The 15,738-nt window shown below is 45.1% G+C and carries 16 protein-coding genes; 15 read left to right on the top strand and 1 reads right to left on the bottom strand.

The features are described from left to right. The first annotated feature begins 208 nt into the window (after positions 1-208). From DSL64_RS28620 to DSL64_RS28545, 15 genes are all read left to right on the top strand, one after another. Positions 209-883, top strand: a complete 675-nt coding sequence (locus tag DSL64_RS28620) for a conjugal transfer protein TraI (protein ID WP_115834401.1) — start codon at positions 209-211, stop codon at positions 881-883. Positions 884-897: 14 nt separating this feature from the next. Beyond that, on the top strand, positions 898-1,539 hold the full coding sequence (locus DSL64_RS28615; RefSeq protein ID WP_115834400.1) for a hypothetical protein: 642 nt from the start codon (positions 898-900) through the stop codon (positions 1,537-1,539). Positions 1,540-1,546: 7 nt separating this feature from the next. Further along, positions 1,547-2,173 carry a TerB family tellurite resistance protein gene (locus DSL64_RS28610; RefSeq protein ID WP_115834399.1) on the top strand — a complete coding sequence of 209 codons (627 nt, stop codon included), beginning with the start codon at positions 1,547-1,549 and terminating at the stop codon, positions 2,171-2,173. Positions 2,174-2,186: 13 nt separating this feature from the next. After that, positions 2,187-3,299 carry a conjugative transposon protein TraJ gene (traJ, locus tag DSL64_RS28605; protein WP_115834398.1) on the top strand — a complete coding sequence of 371 codons (1,113 nt, stop codon included), beginning with the start codon at positions 2,187-2,189 and terminating at the stop codon, positions 3,297-3,299. Positions 3,300-3,322: 23 nt separating this feature from the next. Beyond that, entirely contained in the window at positions 3,323-3,940 is a 618-nt protein-coding gene (gene traK, locus DSL64_RS28600) for a conjugative transposon protein TraK (RefSeq protein ID WP_115834397.1), read from the top strand. 30 nt (positions 3,941-3,970) lie between these two features. After that, the gene (locus tag DSL64_RS28595) at positions 3,971-4,324 is read left to right on the top strand and encodes a hypothetical protein (protein ID WP_115834396.1); all 354 of its coding nucleotides are present in this window, start codon (positions 3,971-3,973) and stop codon (positions 4,322-4,324) included. Positions 4,325-4,335: 11 nt separating this feature from the next. Further along, positions 4,336-5,631 (top strand): conjugative transposon protein TraM, encoded by a 1,296-nt coding sequence (traM, locus tag DSL64_RS28590; RefSeq protein WP_115834395.1) that lies wholly within the window; start codon positions 4,336-4,338, stop codon positions 5,629-5,631. Between the two features lie 29 nt (positions 5,632-5,660). Continuing rightward, positions 5,661-6,482, top strand: coding sequence for a conjugative transposon protein TraN (gene traN / locus DSL64_RS28585; RefSeq protein ID WP_115834394.1), 822 nt, complete (start codon positions 5,661-5,663; stop codon positions 6,480-6,482). A 28-nt stretch (positions 6,483-6,510) separates the two neighbouring features. After that, the gene (locus DSL64_RS28580) at positions 6,511-7,275 is read left to right on the top strand and encodes a hypothetical protein (RefSeq protein WP_115834393.1); all 765 of its coding nucleotides are present in this window, start codon (positions 6,511-6,513) and stop codon (positions 7,273-7,275) included. Between the two features lie 20 nt (positions 7,276-7,295). After that, positions 7,296-7,598: a hypothetical protein gene (locus tag DSL64_RS28575; RefSeq protein WP_115834392.1), complete on the top strand. Its 303-nt coding sequence runs from the start codon at positions 7,296-7,298 to the stop codon at positions 7,596-7,598. Between the two features lie 353 nt (positions 7,599-7,951). Further along, entirely contained in the window at positions 7,952-8,554 is a 603-nt protein-coding gene (locus DSL64_RS28570; RefSeq protein ID WP_147300436.1) for a hypothetical protein, read from the top strand. 1,497 nt (positions 8,555-10,051) lie between these two features. Then, a complete protein-coding gene (locus DSL64_RS28560; RefSeq protein WP_115834389.1) occupies positions 10,052-10,279 on the top strand; it encodes a hypothetical protein in 228 nt (75 codons plus the stop codon). After that, entirely contained in the window at positions 10,276-10,764 is a 489-nt protein-coding gene (locus DSL64_RS28555; protein WP_115834388.1) for a hypothetical protein, read from the top strand. The genes DSL64_RS28560 and DSL64_RS28555 overlap by 4 nt, the downstream gene beginning before the upstream one ends. Before the next feature lie 206 nt (positions 10,765-10,970). Then, complete coding sequence (locus DSL64_RS28550) at positions 10,971-11,837, top strand: HEPN domain-containing protein (RefSeq protein ID WP_115834387.1); 867 nt, start codon at positions 10,971-10,973, stop codon at positions 11,835-11,837. 12 nt (positions 11,838-11,849) lie between these two features. After that, on the top strand, positions 11,850-15,305 hold the full coding sequence (locus DSL64_RS28545; protein ID WP_115834386.1) for a DEAD/DEAH box helicase: 3,456 nt from the start codon (positions 11,850-11,852) through the stop codon (positions 15,303-15,305). 61 nt (positions 15,306-15,366) lie between these two features. Here the strand turns inward: DSL64_RS28545 and DSL64_RS28540 are convergent, their stop codons facing one another. Beyond that, positions 15,367-15,639 carry a hypothetical protein gene (locus DSL64_RS28540; protein ID WP_115834385.1) on the bottom strand — a complete coding sequence of 91 codons (273 nt, stop codon included), beginning with the start codon at positions 15,637-15,639 and terminating at the stop codon, positions 15,367-15,369. Positions 15,640-15,738 lie beyond the last annotated feature (99 nt).

Here is a 15,738-nt window from a genome sequence, read left to right as displayed (position 1 = left end):
AGGTACGTACGGTTCGGGGGAGAGTTCTTGGAAACCTACCATAGTCAATATGGCAAGGCGCCGGGTTCTTATCCTACACCTACTCAACTGAGCAGACCGAAAAAATCAAGGTAGCAGCCCTTACAAAACAGCATGGCAGCATAAAAAAAGCTGTCAAAATACTTGCCAACCAAATGCGTCAGCCGGCACTGAAAAACACAGCATTACTATGATTAAAAGAGTCGTATTTATCACACTGCTGCTGTTTGCCACTGCCGCGCCAGCCAACCAGGCCCGGGCAGCCGGCTGGGCAGCAATTATCAAAGCAGTTATCGAAAGGGTAGTCAAAGCAGTTGATTTAATGATCCAGCGCCGGCAAAATAGTGTGATCCGTCTTCAGAACGCACAAAAGGCCTTGGAGAATACAATGAGCAAACTAAAACTGGATCAGATCACTGAGTGGGTATCCAAGCAGCGGGAGCTCTATAGGCAATATTATGACGAGTTAAAAAAAGTAAAATCAGTGATTGCTTACTACTTCAAAATCAAACAGATCGCAGAAAAACAGTTACTAATTCTGGACATATGTCAGAAGACTGCTCAGATCTACCAAGCAGACAAGCATTTCTCGCAAGCAGAGCTTTCTGATATCAGACAGATCCATCAGGGTATACTCCAGCAAAGCGCTCAGAACACCGATCTTCTGCTGCTGGTAGTCAAATCCTTTTCTGTTCACATGACAGACGCTGCCCGTCTGCAGCTGATCGAGCAGACCTCAGAGAACATCGATCAGCTCTTCGAGGAGCTAATCAGCTTCAACCAGCAAAACCAGACACTGAGTCTGTCTCGGGCTAGATCTGAGTTTGACACAAAGGTAACCCGGCAACTCTACGGAATTGATTAAACACAGCGCATCACATGAGAACAAAATTTATTCTGGCATTTCTGATTATAACCGCTGCCCCTGTCAAAGCCCAGATCGTCAAGGAATGGCTCCAGCAGACAAGCACGCAGAGAGAGTATCTGCTAGAACAGATCGCGGAGCTAAAAATCTATCTGGAGGCGACAAAAAAAGGTTATCAGATAGCCAAACAGGGCCTGAGCACCATCTCGAGCATTAAAAAGGGAGAGTTTGATCTTCATAAAAACCGCTTTGATTCTCTTCTGATTGTAAAGCCTTCCATATCCTCTTTGGCGCGGCTCAAACAAATCACCGATCTGCATGGCCAGATCAATGAGATATGCCGCCGGCACAGCGCCGGCATCACGGCCAACTCCAATCTTGAAGACTGGCAGCGCGGCCAGATCCAGCAGGCTTTCCTTCGGCTCTACGATGACTCCCAGTCTGTGATCAGCAGTCTGTTTTTAGCGATCCGTCATGGGCAGGTCTCGATGACAGATGATCAGCGCCTTGATCTGATCGGGTCCTGTCTAGTTCAGATGCAGCAGAACTACAGCTTCGCAAGGGATCTCAAAGAGCAGACTGCTGTGCTTTCCCAAGAGCGGAAAAACGAGAAGTTGCAAATAGAAAACATCAAATCACTTTATAATATCCCCTAAGACTGCTATGAAAAAATTCCTAATTGTACTTGCTCTTTCGGCAGGTCCATACAGCGCAAAAGCGCAGACTGCCCAGGTTACACAGCTTGTGCTTAATATCCAGAAGCTGGCTCAGCTCAGAGAGATTCTCGCAGAGCTCAAAGCGGGCTACGACATTCTTTTTACGGGCTATACGACCATTAAAAATATCTCAGAAGGAAACTTCAAACTGCATGACGCGTTCCTATCTGCGCTTCTGAAGGTAAGCCCGGCTGTGAAAAACTATGCGCGTGTCAAAGACATCCTGGCCTACCAGCTTGCTATCAGCCGCGAGTACCGCCAGACCAGAGCTCAACTGGCCGCATCGGGAGTTCTGACCCAAACCGAGACAGCGTACATAGAAAAGGTTTACAGCAGGCTGGCCGGCTCTTGTCTGGCTAATCTTGAAGCGCTAGAAGAAGTACTTACCGATCAGAAACTGCGCGCTTCAGACGCAGAGAGGCTTCAGAGAATCGATCTCATTTACCAGCAGCTTACCGATCAGCTTACGTTTCTGAGACACTTCAACTCCAACGCCCTTCTTCTGACAGCCCAGAGAAAAAACGAGCTGCAACAAACCAGCACGCTGCAAGAGCTTTTGAATTTACAACACTAGATGTGAACCTGACATGAAATCACTAAAGATTACTATGATCGCCCTGTTGATAGTTCTTTTGTCTGTAAACCCTTATGATCTTTTTGCTCAGGGGTATACAGAGCAAATCCGGGGTCTGAACGGTGTATTGGACAATGTATACAATCAAATGATGCCCTTGTGCGCCAGGCTGATCGGGGTAGGCCGCGGGATTGCCGCCTTTGCTGCCATCTTTTATATATCTCACAGAGTCTGGCGGCACATCTCCAACGCAGAAGCTGTTGATTTCTATCCTCTGCTCCGCCCTTTTGCTATCGGCTTTGCAATCCTTGTTTTTCCTTCGGTCATAGCCCTTATCAACGGCATACTGGCTCCAACCGTGCGCGGTACTTCTTCAATGGTTCAGGATTCCGACAAAGCAATCGCGCTGCTGCTGCAACAAAGACAACAGGCCGTCAAATCATCTGAGTTCTGGCAGATGTATGTGGGAGATGACCTGAGTGGCAACAGGGAAAAATGGCTTAAATATACCTACGGTCAGGATTACTCAGAGGGCTTCACAGAAGGTATTTCAAATGACATTAAATTCTATATGGCCAAACAGAGCTACAATTTCAGAAACTCAATCAAGGCGGCTGTAAGTGAAGTGTTGCTACTGATTTTCCAATCAGCGGCACTGTGCATCAACACCATGCGCACCTTCCAACTGATCGTACTGGCCATTGTAGGACCTATCGCTTTTGGCATATCTGTCTTTGACGGCTTTCAGCAGACGCTCACCAGCTGGATAGCGCGCTATATCAACATTTACCTGTGGCTCCCAGTTGCCAACATCTTCGGGGCAATAATCGGCACTGTACAGCAGAAGATGATAGATATCGACATCCGTCAAATCGGCCAAAGCGGAGATACTTTCTTCAGCAGCCATGATGCGGCCTACATCGTATTCCTGATTATCGGTATCGTCGGCTATTTCTCTGTGCCCTCAGTAGCTGCCTACATTATTCAGGCGGGCGGTCAAAACGCATTGCTGCACAAAACCACTTCTCTTTTAGGTTCCTCGACACGGATGGTGGCAAGCGCCGCTTTTCCTGCAGCATCCGGATTTGGCAGATTGCCCTCGGCACAAAACAATCAAAAAAGCTAGTCACTTTACTAACGTAGATACCCATGTTTCAAAAAGCCAAGAACCTTGATACCGCCTTCAGACAAATCCGCACTTTCACCCTGTGTGTGATTGGCAGCTGCGTTTTGATCTGCACTCTGGTCGTCTATCAAAGCCACAAAAGTATACAGATTGCCCAGTCGCGGGTATATATCCTGGAGTCTGGAAAGATCCTGGAGGCCTTCGCCTCACAGCGCTCTGAGAACATAGGCGTAGAAGCCAGAGACCATATAGCCAACTTTCACAGACTGTTCTTTTCTTTGGATCCCGACGAAAAAGCGATTCAGACAACTATCTCCAAGGCGCTGTATCTGGCCGACGCATCGGCAAAACATCAATATGACAATCTGCGCGAATCAGGCTACTACACCGGCGTAATATCTGGTAATGTCAGCCAGCAGATACAGATCGATACAGTTCAGATCAATACCGCTTCTTATCCTTACCAGTTTAGCTGCCAGGCGGTTCAGCGTATTATCCGGCCCACCAGCATTGTCAACCGCAGGCTGATCACCCAAGGGGTTCTCAGAAGCGTTTCCAGATCCGATCACAATCCGCACGGGTTTCTGATCGAACGCTGGCAGATAACAGAAAACTCCGATATCAACATGCAGATCAGATAATCAGACACTTATTCAAACCGACCGCTAGCTATGTTCTACAATTTCAATGCGCACAAAGCGCCTGCTTCAAAAAACAAGAGTCCGGATCCTGGGCCAGAAAAATCCTTTTTCAGCCCCATTCAAAAGCTGAAAAGAATGACTGCTGATTATCTGGCAACACAGTTCGGAAGGCTTTCAGAAAACCACCAAAAAATCTGGCTGTTTGCTATGCTTACACCATGCGCGGCCTACAGCGCTTACCTGATTTACGAAAGCTTTCTTCCAGCGCGTCAGACTCAATTGACCGGCACTATATATCTGCAGAAAAAAGCTGCTTTTGAGCTTTATCTGGACAGTCTGGAAAACGAAATTCTCAAAGACAGCATTCTTTTTTATCATCCTTAAAATTAGACGACATGCAAAATAAGATGCATTTACCCGCTTTTGTGGCAAAGCGCAGATTACTGACAGTGCTTCCGATACTGGTTTTCCCTTTTCTGACAGTCATTTACTGGGCGGTTGGCGTAAGGATTGTATTCAAGAATCAGCCTGACCACAAGCCTACCCAGGGTTTGAACACGAATCTTCCCGGCCCTAAACCAAAAGCACAAAGCCAGTTTGGAAAGCTATCTTTTTACCAGCAGGCCCAGCGTGATTCAGCGAAAAGAAACGAGCTGATCAAAAAAGATCCTTACCGCGTATCAGAGCTTACGGCACAAAAACATGAATCTGGATCCACTCTGGCGTCGTTAGCCGCCCCTGATACTGACTCATCCAGCCAGATGCCAGTAAGCTACCAAGGCAAGACCTACACCGAAAAGACACATCTTCAGATGGCTCGCAAGCTCAAATCGCTCGATTCTCTGCTCTCTGCAAGTCCTCAAGCTAACATCAAAGCTGTAGAACCCGCCGCAGCGCAGGCGCATATAGCTGATAAGCAGCTTGAAAAACTACAGCAAATGATCACAGACGCTCAGCCAGATACATATAGTCAGGATCAGGAGATTGCCCAACTCAATGAGCTGCTTGAAAAGGTGATCGATATCCAGCACCCTGAAAGAATGGCCCAAAAAGTGCAGGCGCAAAGCAGCCTGCAAGACCAGCCGGCTCAAAGAGTAAGCACCAAAAGCAGCAATGAAGAGATTTCGCTGCTATCAGCATTAGCTGAAGATTCATTAAAGACTGAATATGAGGACACAAGAAGCTCATCGAACGGATTTTTCTCGATCGATGATGATCTTACCGCGGCCGATGACAATGCGCTGCAGGCCGTCATTGATCAGGACCAGACAGTCTTGCCCGGTTCAACGGTTAAGATCAGACTGACCACTGACGCTTATATCTCGGGCAAGCTCATAGCCAAAAACAGTTTTGTGTACGGAACTGCGTCACTGAGTCAAGAAAGGCTTTTGATTTCTGTAAAAACGCTCAGAATCCAGAGTTCCATTTTCCAGGTAAGTCTCTCAGCTTACGATCTTGATGGAAATGAGGGCATTTATGTACCCGGGGCCATTGAACGCGAGGTGACCAAGCAGTCTACAGCTCAGCAGATTCAGTCTCTGTCTGTCACTGGTCTTGATCCTTCATTAGGCGCTCAGGCAGCAAGCGCCGGTATTCAGGCTGCAAAGACTCTTTTTAGCCGCAAAGCCAGACTCCAACAGGTGCATCTGAAAGCAGGTTACCAGATACTGCTCAAAAGCGGTAGACCCTAATGCATTCTCCACATTAAATACAAGCAAACATGAAAATCAAAACGCTTCTATGGCCCGCTGTTCTACTTCTTCTTTCAGCAACTTTTGCAGTTTGTCAAACCACCCAGCTTTATGTATCTGAAGCGCTTCCTGTACAGATTACCTGTAACAAGACGGTGAATCTGGTATTTGGCTACCCGGTCAAAAGTGTTGACAAGGGAAGCGCCTCTCTGCTTGCCCAAAAAGCGCGGGGTGTGCACAATGTGCTGCAGCTCAAAGCAGCTAGCCCCCGCTTTCAGCAGACCAACCTGACTGTTATCACAGCCGACGGAAGTCTGCACACTTTTCTGATTGACTACCAGGATGATCCCCTGCATTTTGTCATCGATGTTGTCAGCAGCCAATCCCAGCATGCATTGTTTGCAGATCTTACCAGCCAAAAAAAGCAAGAAGAGGTGGCGCAAAATGCCGCTAATGCAAAGCCTCATCTGAGAAGAATAAAAGACAAAAAAGGAAAAGTGAAAATGCGGTTGACAGGTCTTTATGTACAAAATGAGCTGCTTTGCCTACGGATCAAAGTAAAAAATACCAGCTCTGTCCCCTACCGCATTGAATCCGAAAAATTCTGGATCAGTGATCAAAAACAGATCAAGAGAACAGCCAGTCAGTCAGTGCTGCTTACACCACTACTGATGCCGGTACACGATAGCAATCTGGCAGCCGGCTCAGAAAGCGAGCTGATCTATGTACTCTCTGGCTTTACACTCTCAGACCACAAGCGGCTGTGGATCACGCTGAATGAAAAAAATGGCGGACGACATTTGAAAGTGGCACTTTCAAACCGTCATATCGTGCGAGCAAGGCCCCTTTAAATCTTTTTAAACTAACGATGCAACAGTTATGAATCAGAAAAACTTTGAGTATCTGCAGGATCAGATCAAATATTCAGGCTTTGGTACCGGTTTAAGCTCGGCTCTGGAAGAAAACATTAAAGCCGGCAAGGACAATTTTGTACTTCATCACCAGGTAAAACAGGGGCCCGATCAGCTCAACTCAATGCTATACTTCAGAAAATCCGCCGAAACCGACCGGTACTTTTTCAATAGTTTTGAATCTACGTTGAAAAAGGCAGATAGTGCACAGACCTACACGCAGCGCTTTGCTGTTCTCAGGGAAGGAAATATCACCCGGAAGGAAGCCTATAATCTTCTTGACGGCAGATCTATTCATAAAGAGCTTGTCAGCCGGGAAGGAAGACTTTACAATAGCTGGTTAGCACTTGATTTCAAGCAGCATGAATCTAACGGCAATTTCAAGATGCAGCGCTATAACAACAGATACGGCTTTGACCTTTACCAATCCTTGTCACAGCTTCCGTTGAAAGAAAACCTTTCTGAACCTGTCAAAAGGGAGCTGATTGACTCACTCAAAAAGGGAAACAGAACACCGGCAACATTGCAAGGCCCGGACGGTGAGCAGAAAATCTTTATTGAAGCCAATCCCAAATTCAAAACACTGCTTGTATTTGACCAAAATCAGCAGCGTCTCAGACAGCACCGGGAGCCGTCCGAGCAGCAAACCAGGTCCCACGCGCAAGCAGAGACAAACCGCAAAGAAGATCAACAACCCGGTAACCCTTCAAAAAGGCGCGGCAGGAAGATTTAATAACCTTTTACGAGCCCGGAATGAAAACTACTCAAATGTTGACAGAATTTTTTAGAAAAGCCGAAATAGACCCCAGTATCAACACGACACATATAGCCCTGTACGTTAGTTTGGTATGGCTATGGGAAACACAAGGTGCCAAAGGTCCACTGCACCTTTATAGCTACGAAGTGATGGCCGTGGCAAAAATAGCTAGCTCTTCAACCTATGTCAGAGCAATGGCAGACCTACATCAATTGCAATATGTAAACTACACGCCGTGTTATTATTGGAGAAAACCCAGCAGAATTGAGTTGAGAGCCGAAGCTTTGGAGAATCCCTAACAGAATCCGTAGTGCAGAAGAAACCATCAGGTTCTTGATTATTATGTGTCGACAATGGCAGAAAGCTCCAGATTGTCCAGGTAGATAAATGATTTAAGCTGAATTAGGAACATTATTTGCTGGCTGGCCAGCAAAATAAATATCAACGCAAGCTAAGCGCATAGTTTGCTAAACGAACGGAAAGATTACAGCCAAAGTCCTTTGTGCTGAACAGTCTGCTATGCCCAAAAATCAGAGCTGGTCTGCTGATTTTGCTTTCAATTCTTTCAATTGAAATTTCTATGGAACAATTGAGCTATTCAGCAATTGAAATTTAAATATTACTTAATCCTACGATAGAAACCATTTTGCATATGAAACATAAATCAAGGGTAAGGGCGCTCACTCCCGATCCCAACCAATCGCTCTTTAAGTTTAAGCTAAGCTTTTCTCCCAGTGGTGGACACAACGCGATAAGCACTCAGACATGGTACAGTTTTGACTACATCCACGAAAGAGAAGTCTTCCCTGCCGGCCTTAGTAAACAAATGAGGGATTACTGGAAGCATCTTCTGGCAAGCTGCTGGAAATCCACCGATTTATATGAAACTCTCAAATGGTTGAGACCTCACAGCCAGCAGCACATATTGGAACTTTATCTGCCTAACTGGCCGGGCTTTACAGATAAACTAAAATTGATAGAAAATACAATTGGCTGGACTGAGCTGGAGACAGCTGTTAAACATTCAGGATATGAAGACTTCTGCTTTAAACTCGTCGGCTCGAAGCATCCCAGGCAACCTTCAAACAGTCCTGGAAGAAATGATTTTACTGCCTATTATGGATTTCAGTATCTTCAGCGTAATAACTACATCCTGGAAAATCTACATAACGGAAAACTTATCAAGATCGACATTTATGACAATCTGATGTACCACTCAGAGAATCACCTATATACCTTCACCAAGCCGGCTTGACCGGGTTGGTTCTTACACAGCCACGTGCCTAAAACCGACGAGTACTAATGTGTTCTGATCCGCGGAAAAGATGCCTGCAGCTGGCAAGCAACAACTTTCCAGTTGCAGCTACCCTACACATACTAAACGCAGAAAGAGATCTCTAAGGAGACTACTGTGAAATGATGCCGGAAGAAATCACAATGCAACTCATCAAACAGCTATCCGAACAGGCGTTGACCGCCCGAATCGGTAGCTTACACAAAAATTATTGAAGCCATCTGGCAAATCCCAGCTGAAGTATCATCAGCATATCGGGCTGCAATCGAAAAGCTCTATTATTTCAGCTGGCATCTTGCTGATTGTATCAGCAGTGAGACTAAAGCCTGTTACTACCACCAGCAGTGAAAATTCGATTGCATGTAAAGGAAAATACCGGACGATCCGGCCAGTGTATCCAGAAATAGCTGCATGGACTGACAGCATCTATTTTCAGAATCCGGAGTTTGACGAGCAAGAGACTGAAAAACATCAAGCATAGGAATTGGTGGTCAAGGAGGCAGAAGTACTTTTAAAATAAAAAAGCAAGAGGCAAAAAATGCCGAGAATATCCTCAAAAAGACCAAAAAGGACTGATTTGTAACTTTGCAGCTCAATAAAGCCCCTTATGTACTAAAATGGACCCGTTTGGCACCAAAAAGTTTATGAACGTTCGTGTTTGGCAGAAAACGTTAACTTTGTAGTTAGACCGAATCATTTGACTGTGTCTATCATTCAAATAAGCTGAGCTCGTACAGAGACAGGCATATTAAACGATATTTCTCAACAGTTGCAGCAAACTATCGCCTGTATTATTAAGTCCAACTTTCCCGAACTTATCTGCCACCCAGAATGCAGCCTATGGCGGATTTTTCAGATTTGCCACCTGGTATCTATACTGAATTGAACAGGACACTGCTTTGGGAAATCTTTGTGATTTGCAGCAACTATTGGGTCTGTCTTATCTGGCAGCACATTTTTCACACAATCAGATCAAGCGGTCATTCAGAGTGCCTCTCGGAATGGAGTATTAGGTTCTGAAATTAATGACATAATATTGCGGTCGGTTAATCGCATGCAATAATGGATATTTAAAGGATAATTTCGAATCCAATAAAGCAGCGATAGCATTCAACAACAACTGCGCTTATCCAAACTTTTTATTACCCCAACTTTCTACTTAAAAGACTTTTAATCAGTGCCTTATCGATAAAGAGTTGGGGTAATATTAACGTAAATTGTGTCCTTAAATTAGATATCATATCGTATGGACACCTCAAATCTTTGGAAGACCCATCAAAAACTGATGGACTTCCTGGTTAAAAATGGCTACAAGAAAGTATGTGCTGCTAAAATAACAGACCTTACGTATACAGATCGTAGCTATATTATGTAAATTTATCACATACAACGGCTCCAAACGCATAAAATACTTTACTATGTGCATGTCAGCACGTTAAGCACTCCTATTAACTACTTATGAAAAAATTATTACTACTCATTAGTCTTCTTGCAAGAACTGATTGCTTCGGTCAGGCAAAAACCGTAAGCGATTCGCTCAAATTCAATACGGCATTATCGAAACATCTGAGTTCATTCACTTTCGACGGACAAAAACCAAACGGATACGGGTGGGAACTACTAATGAATCAATTCAAAGAGAATCAGTTTGTTGCCTGGGGGGGGAATATCACAATTCTGAGTTGATTTCTCGGTTGACGAGCTATGCTCTCGAATCTGCATCTTTGCAGGGTTACAAGAACTGGTGTGTTGAAGTAAGTCCTTTCGTTGCTTCTGAACTTACACGATTTTCAAAATCCAAAAATCCGGAAGAAAGTCTGCTTGCCGTGTCAAAAGACCATCCCTCTTACGGAACCTTTCCATTCTTTAAAACCAATGATGATGCAAAAATGCTGATCACTGCAGCAGAATACAAATACAATATCTGGGGTATAGATCAGGAATATCAGATGGCTTTTCCCTATTGCATCAATCAGGTCTATGATGCGCAGCCACCTAAAGTGAAACAAACCTATAGAGATCTTCGCGACAGCTTGCTTGCGCAATGGTGGTTACCAAAAGTAAAGTTGCTGGATAGTCTCAGAAATGGAATCACCCAACCTAAGCTGAAAGCTGTGCTGGATGACATTAAATTATCAAGAACGATCTATTGCTTGATGTTTCTGCAGTGATGGATTTTGCTCGTTTTGTCACCTGCCATGTTCATAATAGCAAGTTAACCGGTTTTGGCCGAATCTGCAAAACATTCTATTCTGTGCCCATTCGGTATATTTTATTCCTATGCAGTTCTAAAATAGAATAATCCGGAATGGATTATACGCCGTCAGCAGATTTACTTCACCCTGTCATTTCTGTTAACAAGTAAAAGGAGCGTATCATGGAGCTGAACGGACATATATTAAGCGAAGAGCAGCAGCATGATCTCTCCGGTATTGTCGAGGCGATCTGCTTAAAATTTGACATCCAACACACCTTCCTGTTTGGCTTCCGGCAAGCGGCATCTGCCGCTTGCAGCTGCTTTACCACCAACCACTATGCAGGGTTTAAGGCTTATTGTATTTTAGCAGTTACCAACACCCGCCAAAGCCAGCAGCATACGATTCAGGACTTTCTGAGTCATCACTTCCCGGACCTTCAAATAACGGTGCTTTCCCATTGGAGCGGGCAGGTCGACAAACTCTTGGCTGAGGGCAACCGCTTTTTTTGTGAGGTATTCAAAACCGGACTGCTACTGACAACATCGGACGGTTACAACGCCTTGTCTTCTATTCACGCTGGAACCCCTGCCCAATACCATGAAGATGCCCGGCAGTTTTTTAGCCATCACAGCGCGCTGTCCAAGGGTTTTCTTGTTTCCGCCCGTCAGCGCTTTAACGATCGCGATTTCAAGCTTTGCCTGTTTTTGCTGCATCAAGCCATGGAGCAGTCAGCCATTGGCCTGATCAGGGTATGGATGGGGTACCGGTACAATATCCATCATCTTTCCAGGTTGCTTACGCTCTGCTGCTATTTCTCACCAAAGATTCCGCAGATCTTTACCAATAGTAAAAAAGATCAGATCCTGCTCCAAAAGTTAAACCGCGCCTATCTGGATACCCGCTATCAAAACGATTTTCAAGTCACCGTTCATCAGGCTGAAGCACTATTGAAAAAGGTGGAAGTATTCAAAGACATCAGTGACTCGCTTTGTAGCTGCAAACTCGCCTCACTCCAGGAGCAAACAAATATGGTTGCCACACTTTAAACTCGTGTTACTATGAAAAATCCTGTTCTCAAAGCTGAACCACATATGCATCGCACAGCCGATATGCATTATCTGATCCCGTTTGACGATCAAGATTTCACGCTCACAGAAGAAATTATCGATAGTCATCATGTATTTAACAGTAGTGTCCGCAGCAATAAACTCTCTTACTTCGACATCACCTTTGTCGGATATAAGGATCAGGTTCTTGATCTTCAAGTACCTTTCGGCAAACTGTTGACAAGACTACGGATAGCCGTCCTTCCCACGCATCTACTGGTTTGCTGCAGCTGTAATGAGCACACAGAAAAACTATGCGTACATGCCCACAAAGTGCTCGTTACATTAGTAAGTCGCAGAGGTGCGGACTACTTTTCGAGATTCTACAAGCCTGACCTATTCAAACTGGCAGAAGGATATCCGGATCTTTTTGAGGCGAAAACCAGCTTGGAAGGTATCCGGTTCGAAGCAGCCAAAACGCTCGGCAGTGTTTACATACCGAGCCAGAAGATTTCTATGCCACAGTCCGACCCAGCGGCTGATCAGCAGCCAACCATTACGCATGACCAGGTCGGTTACAGTCTTTACACTATTTTTCGGCAGGAGCACTTTCCTTTTTTGGCAGGGTTCACGGGTCAAATGCTCAACGATGGTAGTGCTATCAAATCCTTCAGCACCATCTTTCAGCCCAGCACTGCGCCCGAACACATCGTTTTCACGGACCGGCAGTTGATGTTAAATGCAATCGGCTCACGGATTCAAACCATCACAGAGCGGCTCTTGCAGATTCAGGGGGCTAATACCACGCAGAGCCTGGAAGAGGTTGTATCCGAATACACAACCTCCGGACTTTCACAAATTCAGACGTACCGGCAGCGTCTGCTTGATCTTTGGTCCAGGGCACATCCACTGCTGGCCGGTGAGCGTTTTGTAAACCGGTATAGTGAAGGGCGCAAGATCAAATTTGATCACAAACCCAAGAAGGGGTATACAAAACCTTTCCAGGCTGCAAGTTCAGAACTGGGCGTGAGTTTCACTCTGACCAAACAAGAAGCCCGTTACAGGTTACAGCTGCACGTGTTGAAGGACACAAATCCACTGAACTACTACGAGCTGTTTCCAGCGAGGTCCCCCCTTTTTGTTTTCGATAAAGGCAGTGGTGTATATCTATTAGCCTCTACGCTCAGAGACATCGATCTGATCACATCACTTACAATAACCGGGCAAGTACTTACAGTAATGGACATCCATTTTGAGCATTTTAACAAATCTGTACTTCAGTTCCTGACACGGCACTACCCATTTCAACATGATTCTGTTGGCGCTGATCAGAGAATTTTACAGGTACAGCAAATGCAGTTGCGGATCTTCGAGCATGCCGGTTCTTTTTGCTTCCAGCCGCAGGTGGACTACGGGCAAGAATTGCTGGTGCCAACTTTAAGTGGCGGGACCAGCTGGATTGAGATTCACACGCATCCGGTCATTTTCATCCGTGACAAAGCCAAAGAAGCTACGTTAACAGAACTTGTAAGGTCACTACATACTGATTTTGCAAGCCAGGCTTGCAAAAATGAAGACTACTTTTCCTTGCCAAAGACTACCATCCTAAACACAGGTTGTTTGCCTGATATGCTATCAAAGCTGAAAGAAAATCAGATAACTGTGACTGGAATCCAGGACATTGAAGCACTGGCAGACTATATGAATCTGGTAGATATCCGTATGGGTATTCATTCAGATAAAGACTGGTTTGACATTACTTTGAAAGCGTCATGTTCCCAGATTCCAATAAGCAGTGAAGTGCTCAGACATGCGATTTTGGAAAATGACGGGCAGCTCACACTCAAAGACGGAACACGTGCCACCATCCCAGCTAGCTGGCAAAAGAAGCTGAAAACTGTTCTGTCCTTTTCGCAACCCTCAAAATCGGGGATGCGTCTGTCGGGCTTTCATGCTCAGTTACTGGATCAGCTCAGCGACCACTCAGGCCAACAGGGCCTGCAAGGATTTGCACAAAACCTGAAAAGTCATGCACCGAAGGTCAAAGTTATCACAGACAGACAAGTCCCTGATAACGTGCGGGCGAAACTTCGTGCGTACCAGAAGGAAGGGTTTGACTGGCTGATGTTTTTAAAAGACAATGGTTGGGGAGGAATTTTGGCTGACGATATGGGGCTGGGAAAGACATTGCAAGTATTAACACTTTTACAAAAAGTGTATAAAAATGGTCTGCATACCAGGCCGAGTCTTTTAATTGTACCAACCTCGCTCTTATTTAACTGGCAGCAGGAAGCGGAAAAGTTTATACCGGATCTTCGCGTACTCCGCTATCATGGCGCGTTCAGACAACAGCAGGCCTCACGGCTTGATTCAGGTGATGTTATTTTGACTACCTATAAAACGGTGCTGCATGATATCGATATACTCGGGCATGCCCAGTTCGAATATTTGATCCTCGATGAAGCGCAGTCCATTAAAAACCAGGCTTCACAACGCTACAAAGCTGTCAGCATTCTGGATGCACGCATCAGACTGGCAATGACGGGCACACCCGTCGAAAACAGTGGCAATGATCTTTATGCCCTGATGAACTTTGTCAATCCCGGCATATTGGGAAGTTTGCGTGGGTTCAATAAACTGCTCGCAAACAAAGCGGAAACGGATGGGACAGCTTACTTGCAAAAGGTGATTAACACCTTTATTCTCAGGCGCACCAAACAGCAGGTAGCCAAAGACCTGCCAGAAAAAACGGAAATGGTTATTTACTGTGAGATGGAAACCCAACAGCGTGCTGTCTACGATGCCTACCGCATCCGTTATCAAAAGGCTATTAAAGAAAAACTCAGCGAAACCGGTTCAGTCAATTCCAAATTGTACGCACTTGCAGGACTCTTGAAACTCCGTCAAATTTGCAATGCGCCTATGTTGGTTGAAGCTCAGGTTGAGCAACAAGCAGAGCCTGCGAAAATCAAGGAGCTCATGCGGCGGTTGAAAGAAATAACACCCTTCCACAAAGTTCTGGTGTTTTCAAGTTTTACCGGGTTTCTTGGACTGATCAGACAGCAGCTCGAAAAATCCCAGCTCGGATATGCTTATCTGGATGGTAAGACGACGGAAGATCAAAGAAGCAAAATGGTGGATCTCTTTCAAAACGATGATCACACACGTGTATTTCTGATCAGTCTGAAAGCTGGTGGAACAGGGCTTAATCTCACAGCTGCCGAGTATGTTTTTCTAGTAGACCCGTGGTGGAACCCTGCCGCTGAATCACAAGCCATTGACCGCTGCTACCGCATCGGGCAACAAAATAACGTGATGGCGTACAGGATGATCTGCAAGGATACTTTGGAAGAGAAAATCCTGAATATGCAGGCCCACAAGCGTCAACTGGCTGATGAGCTTGTCTCTTCAACCGATGGGGTACTAAAATCACTGAGTGCAGAAGATTTTCTTGAATTGTTTAGCTAGATCAAAAAACTAATATAGTGCTCATAGTAAGATATTGAAAATGGGTTGAAGTGCATTTTTTTCACAATGACCTTATTCGGTCTTCTAATACTTTCATTCTTGTAATTAGCTTTGAAAAAGGGATAGAGTCTCCATATATCATACTTTCCTGCATCGCTTTGTAATCTTGTTCCCATTTTCGAATAATATTCTTACCTGGAATAAATGACGCCGTAGGTGGTTTGTGCAGGGAATAATCAATTCCTTTAATTGAATTGTATTTGCTTCTATGCTCTACAATGGTAGAATAAAGATCTAAGTCAGCTAAAGCATTGGTTCCATAGACGGTATCCATAATTTTCTCAATGTCATATAAGTGGGTATTTCGGAGAAGTTGACCACCTGATTCCGTGGCAAATTGACCACCTAATTAACTGGCGGCCGGTAGTAGAAA

Source organism: Dyadobacter luteus (assembly GCF_003383615.1).
Classification (GTDB): Bacteria; Bacteroidota; Bacteroidia; order Cytophagales; family Spirosomataceae; genus Dyadobacter; species Dyadobacter luteus.
The sequence above is the reverse complement of the archived record's forward strand: the minus strand, read 5'-3'. Positions and strand labels throughout refer to the sequence as shown.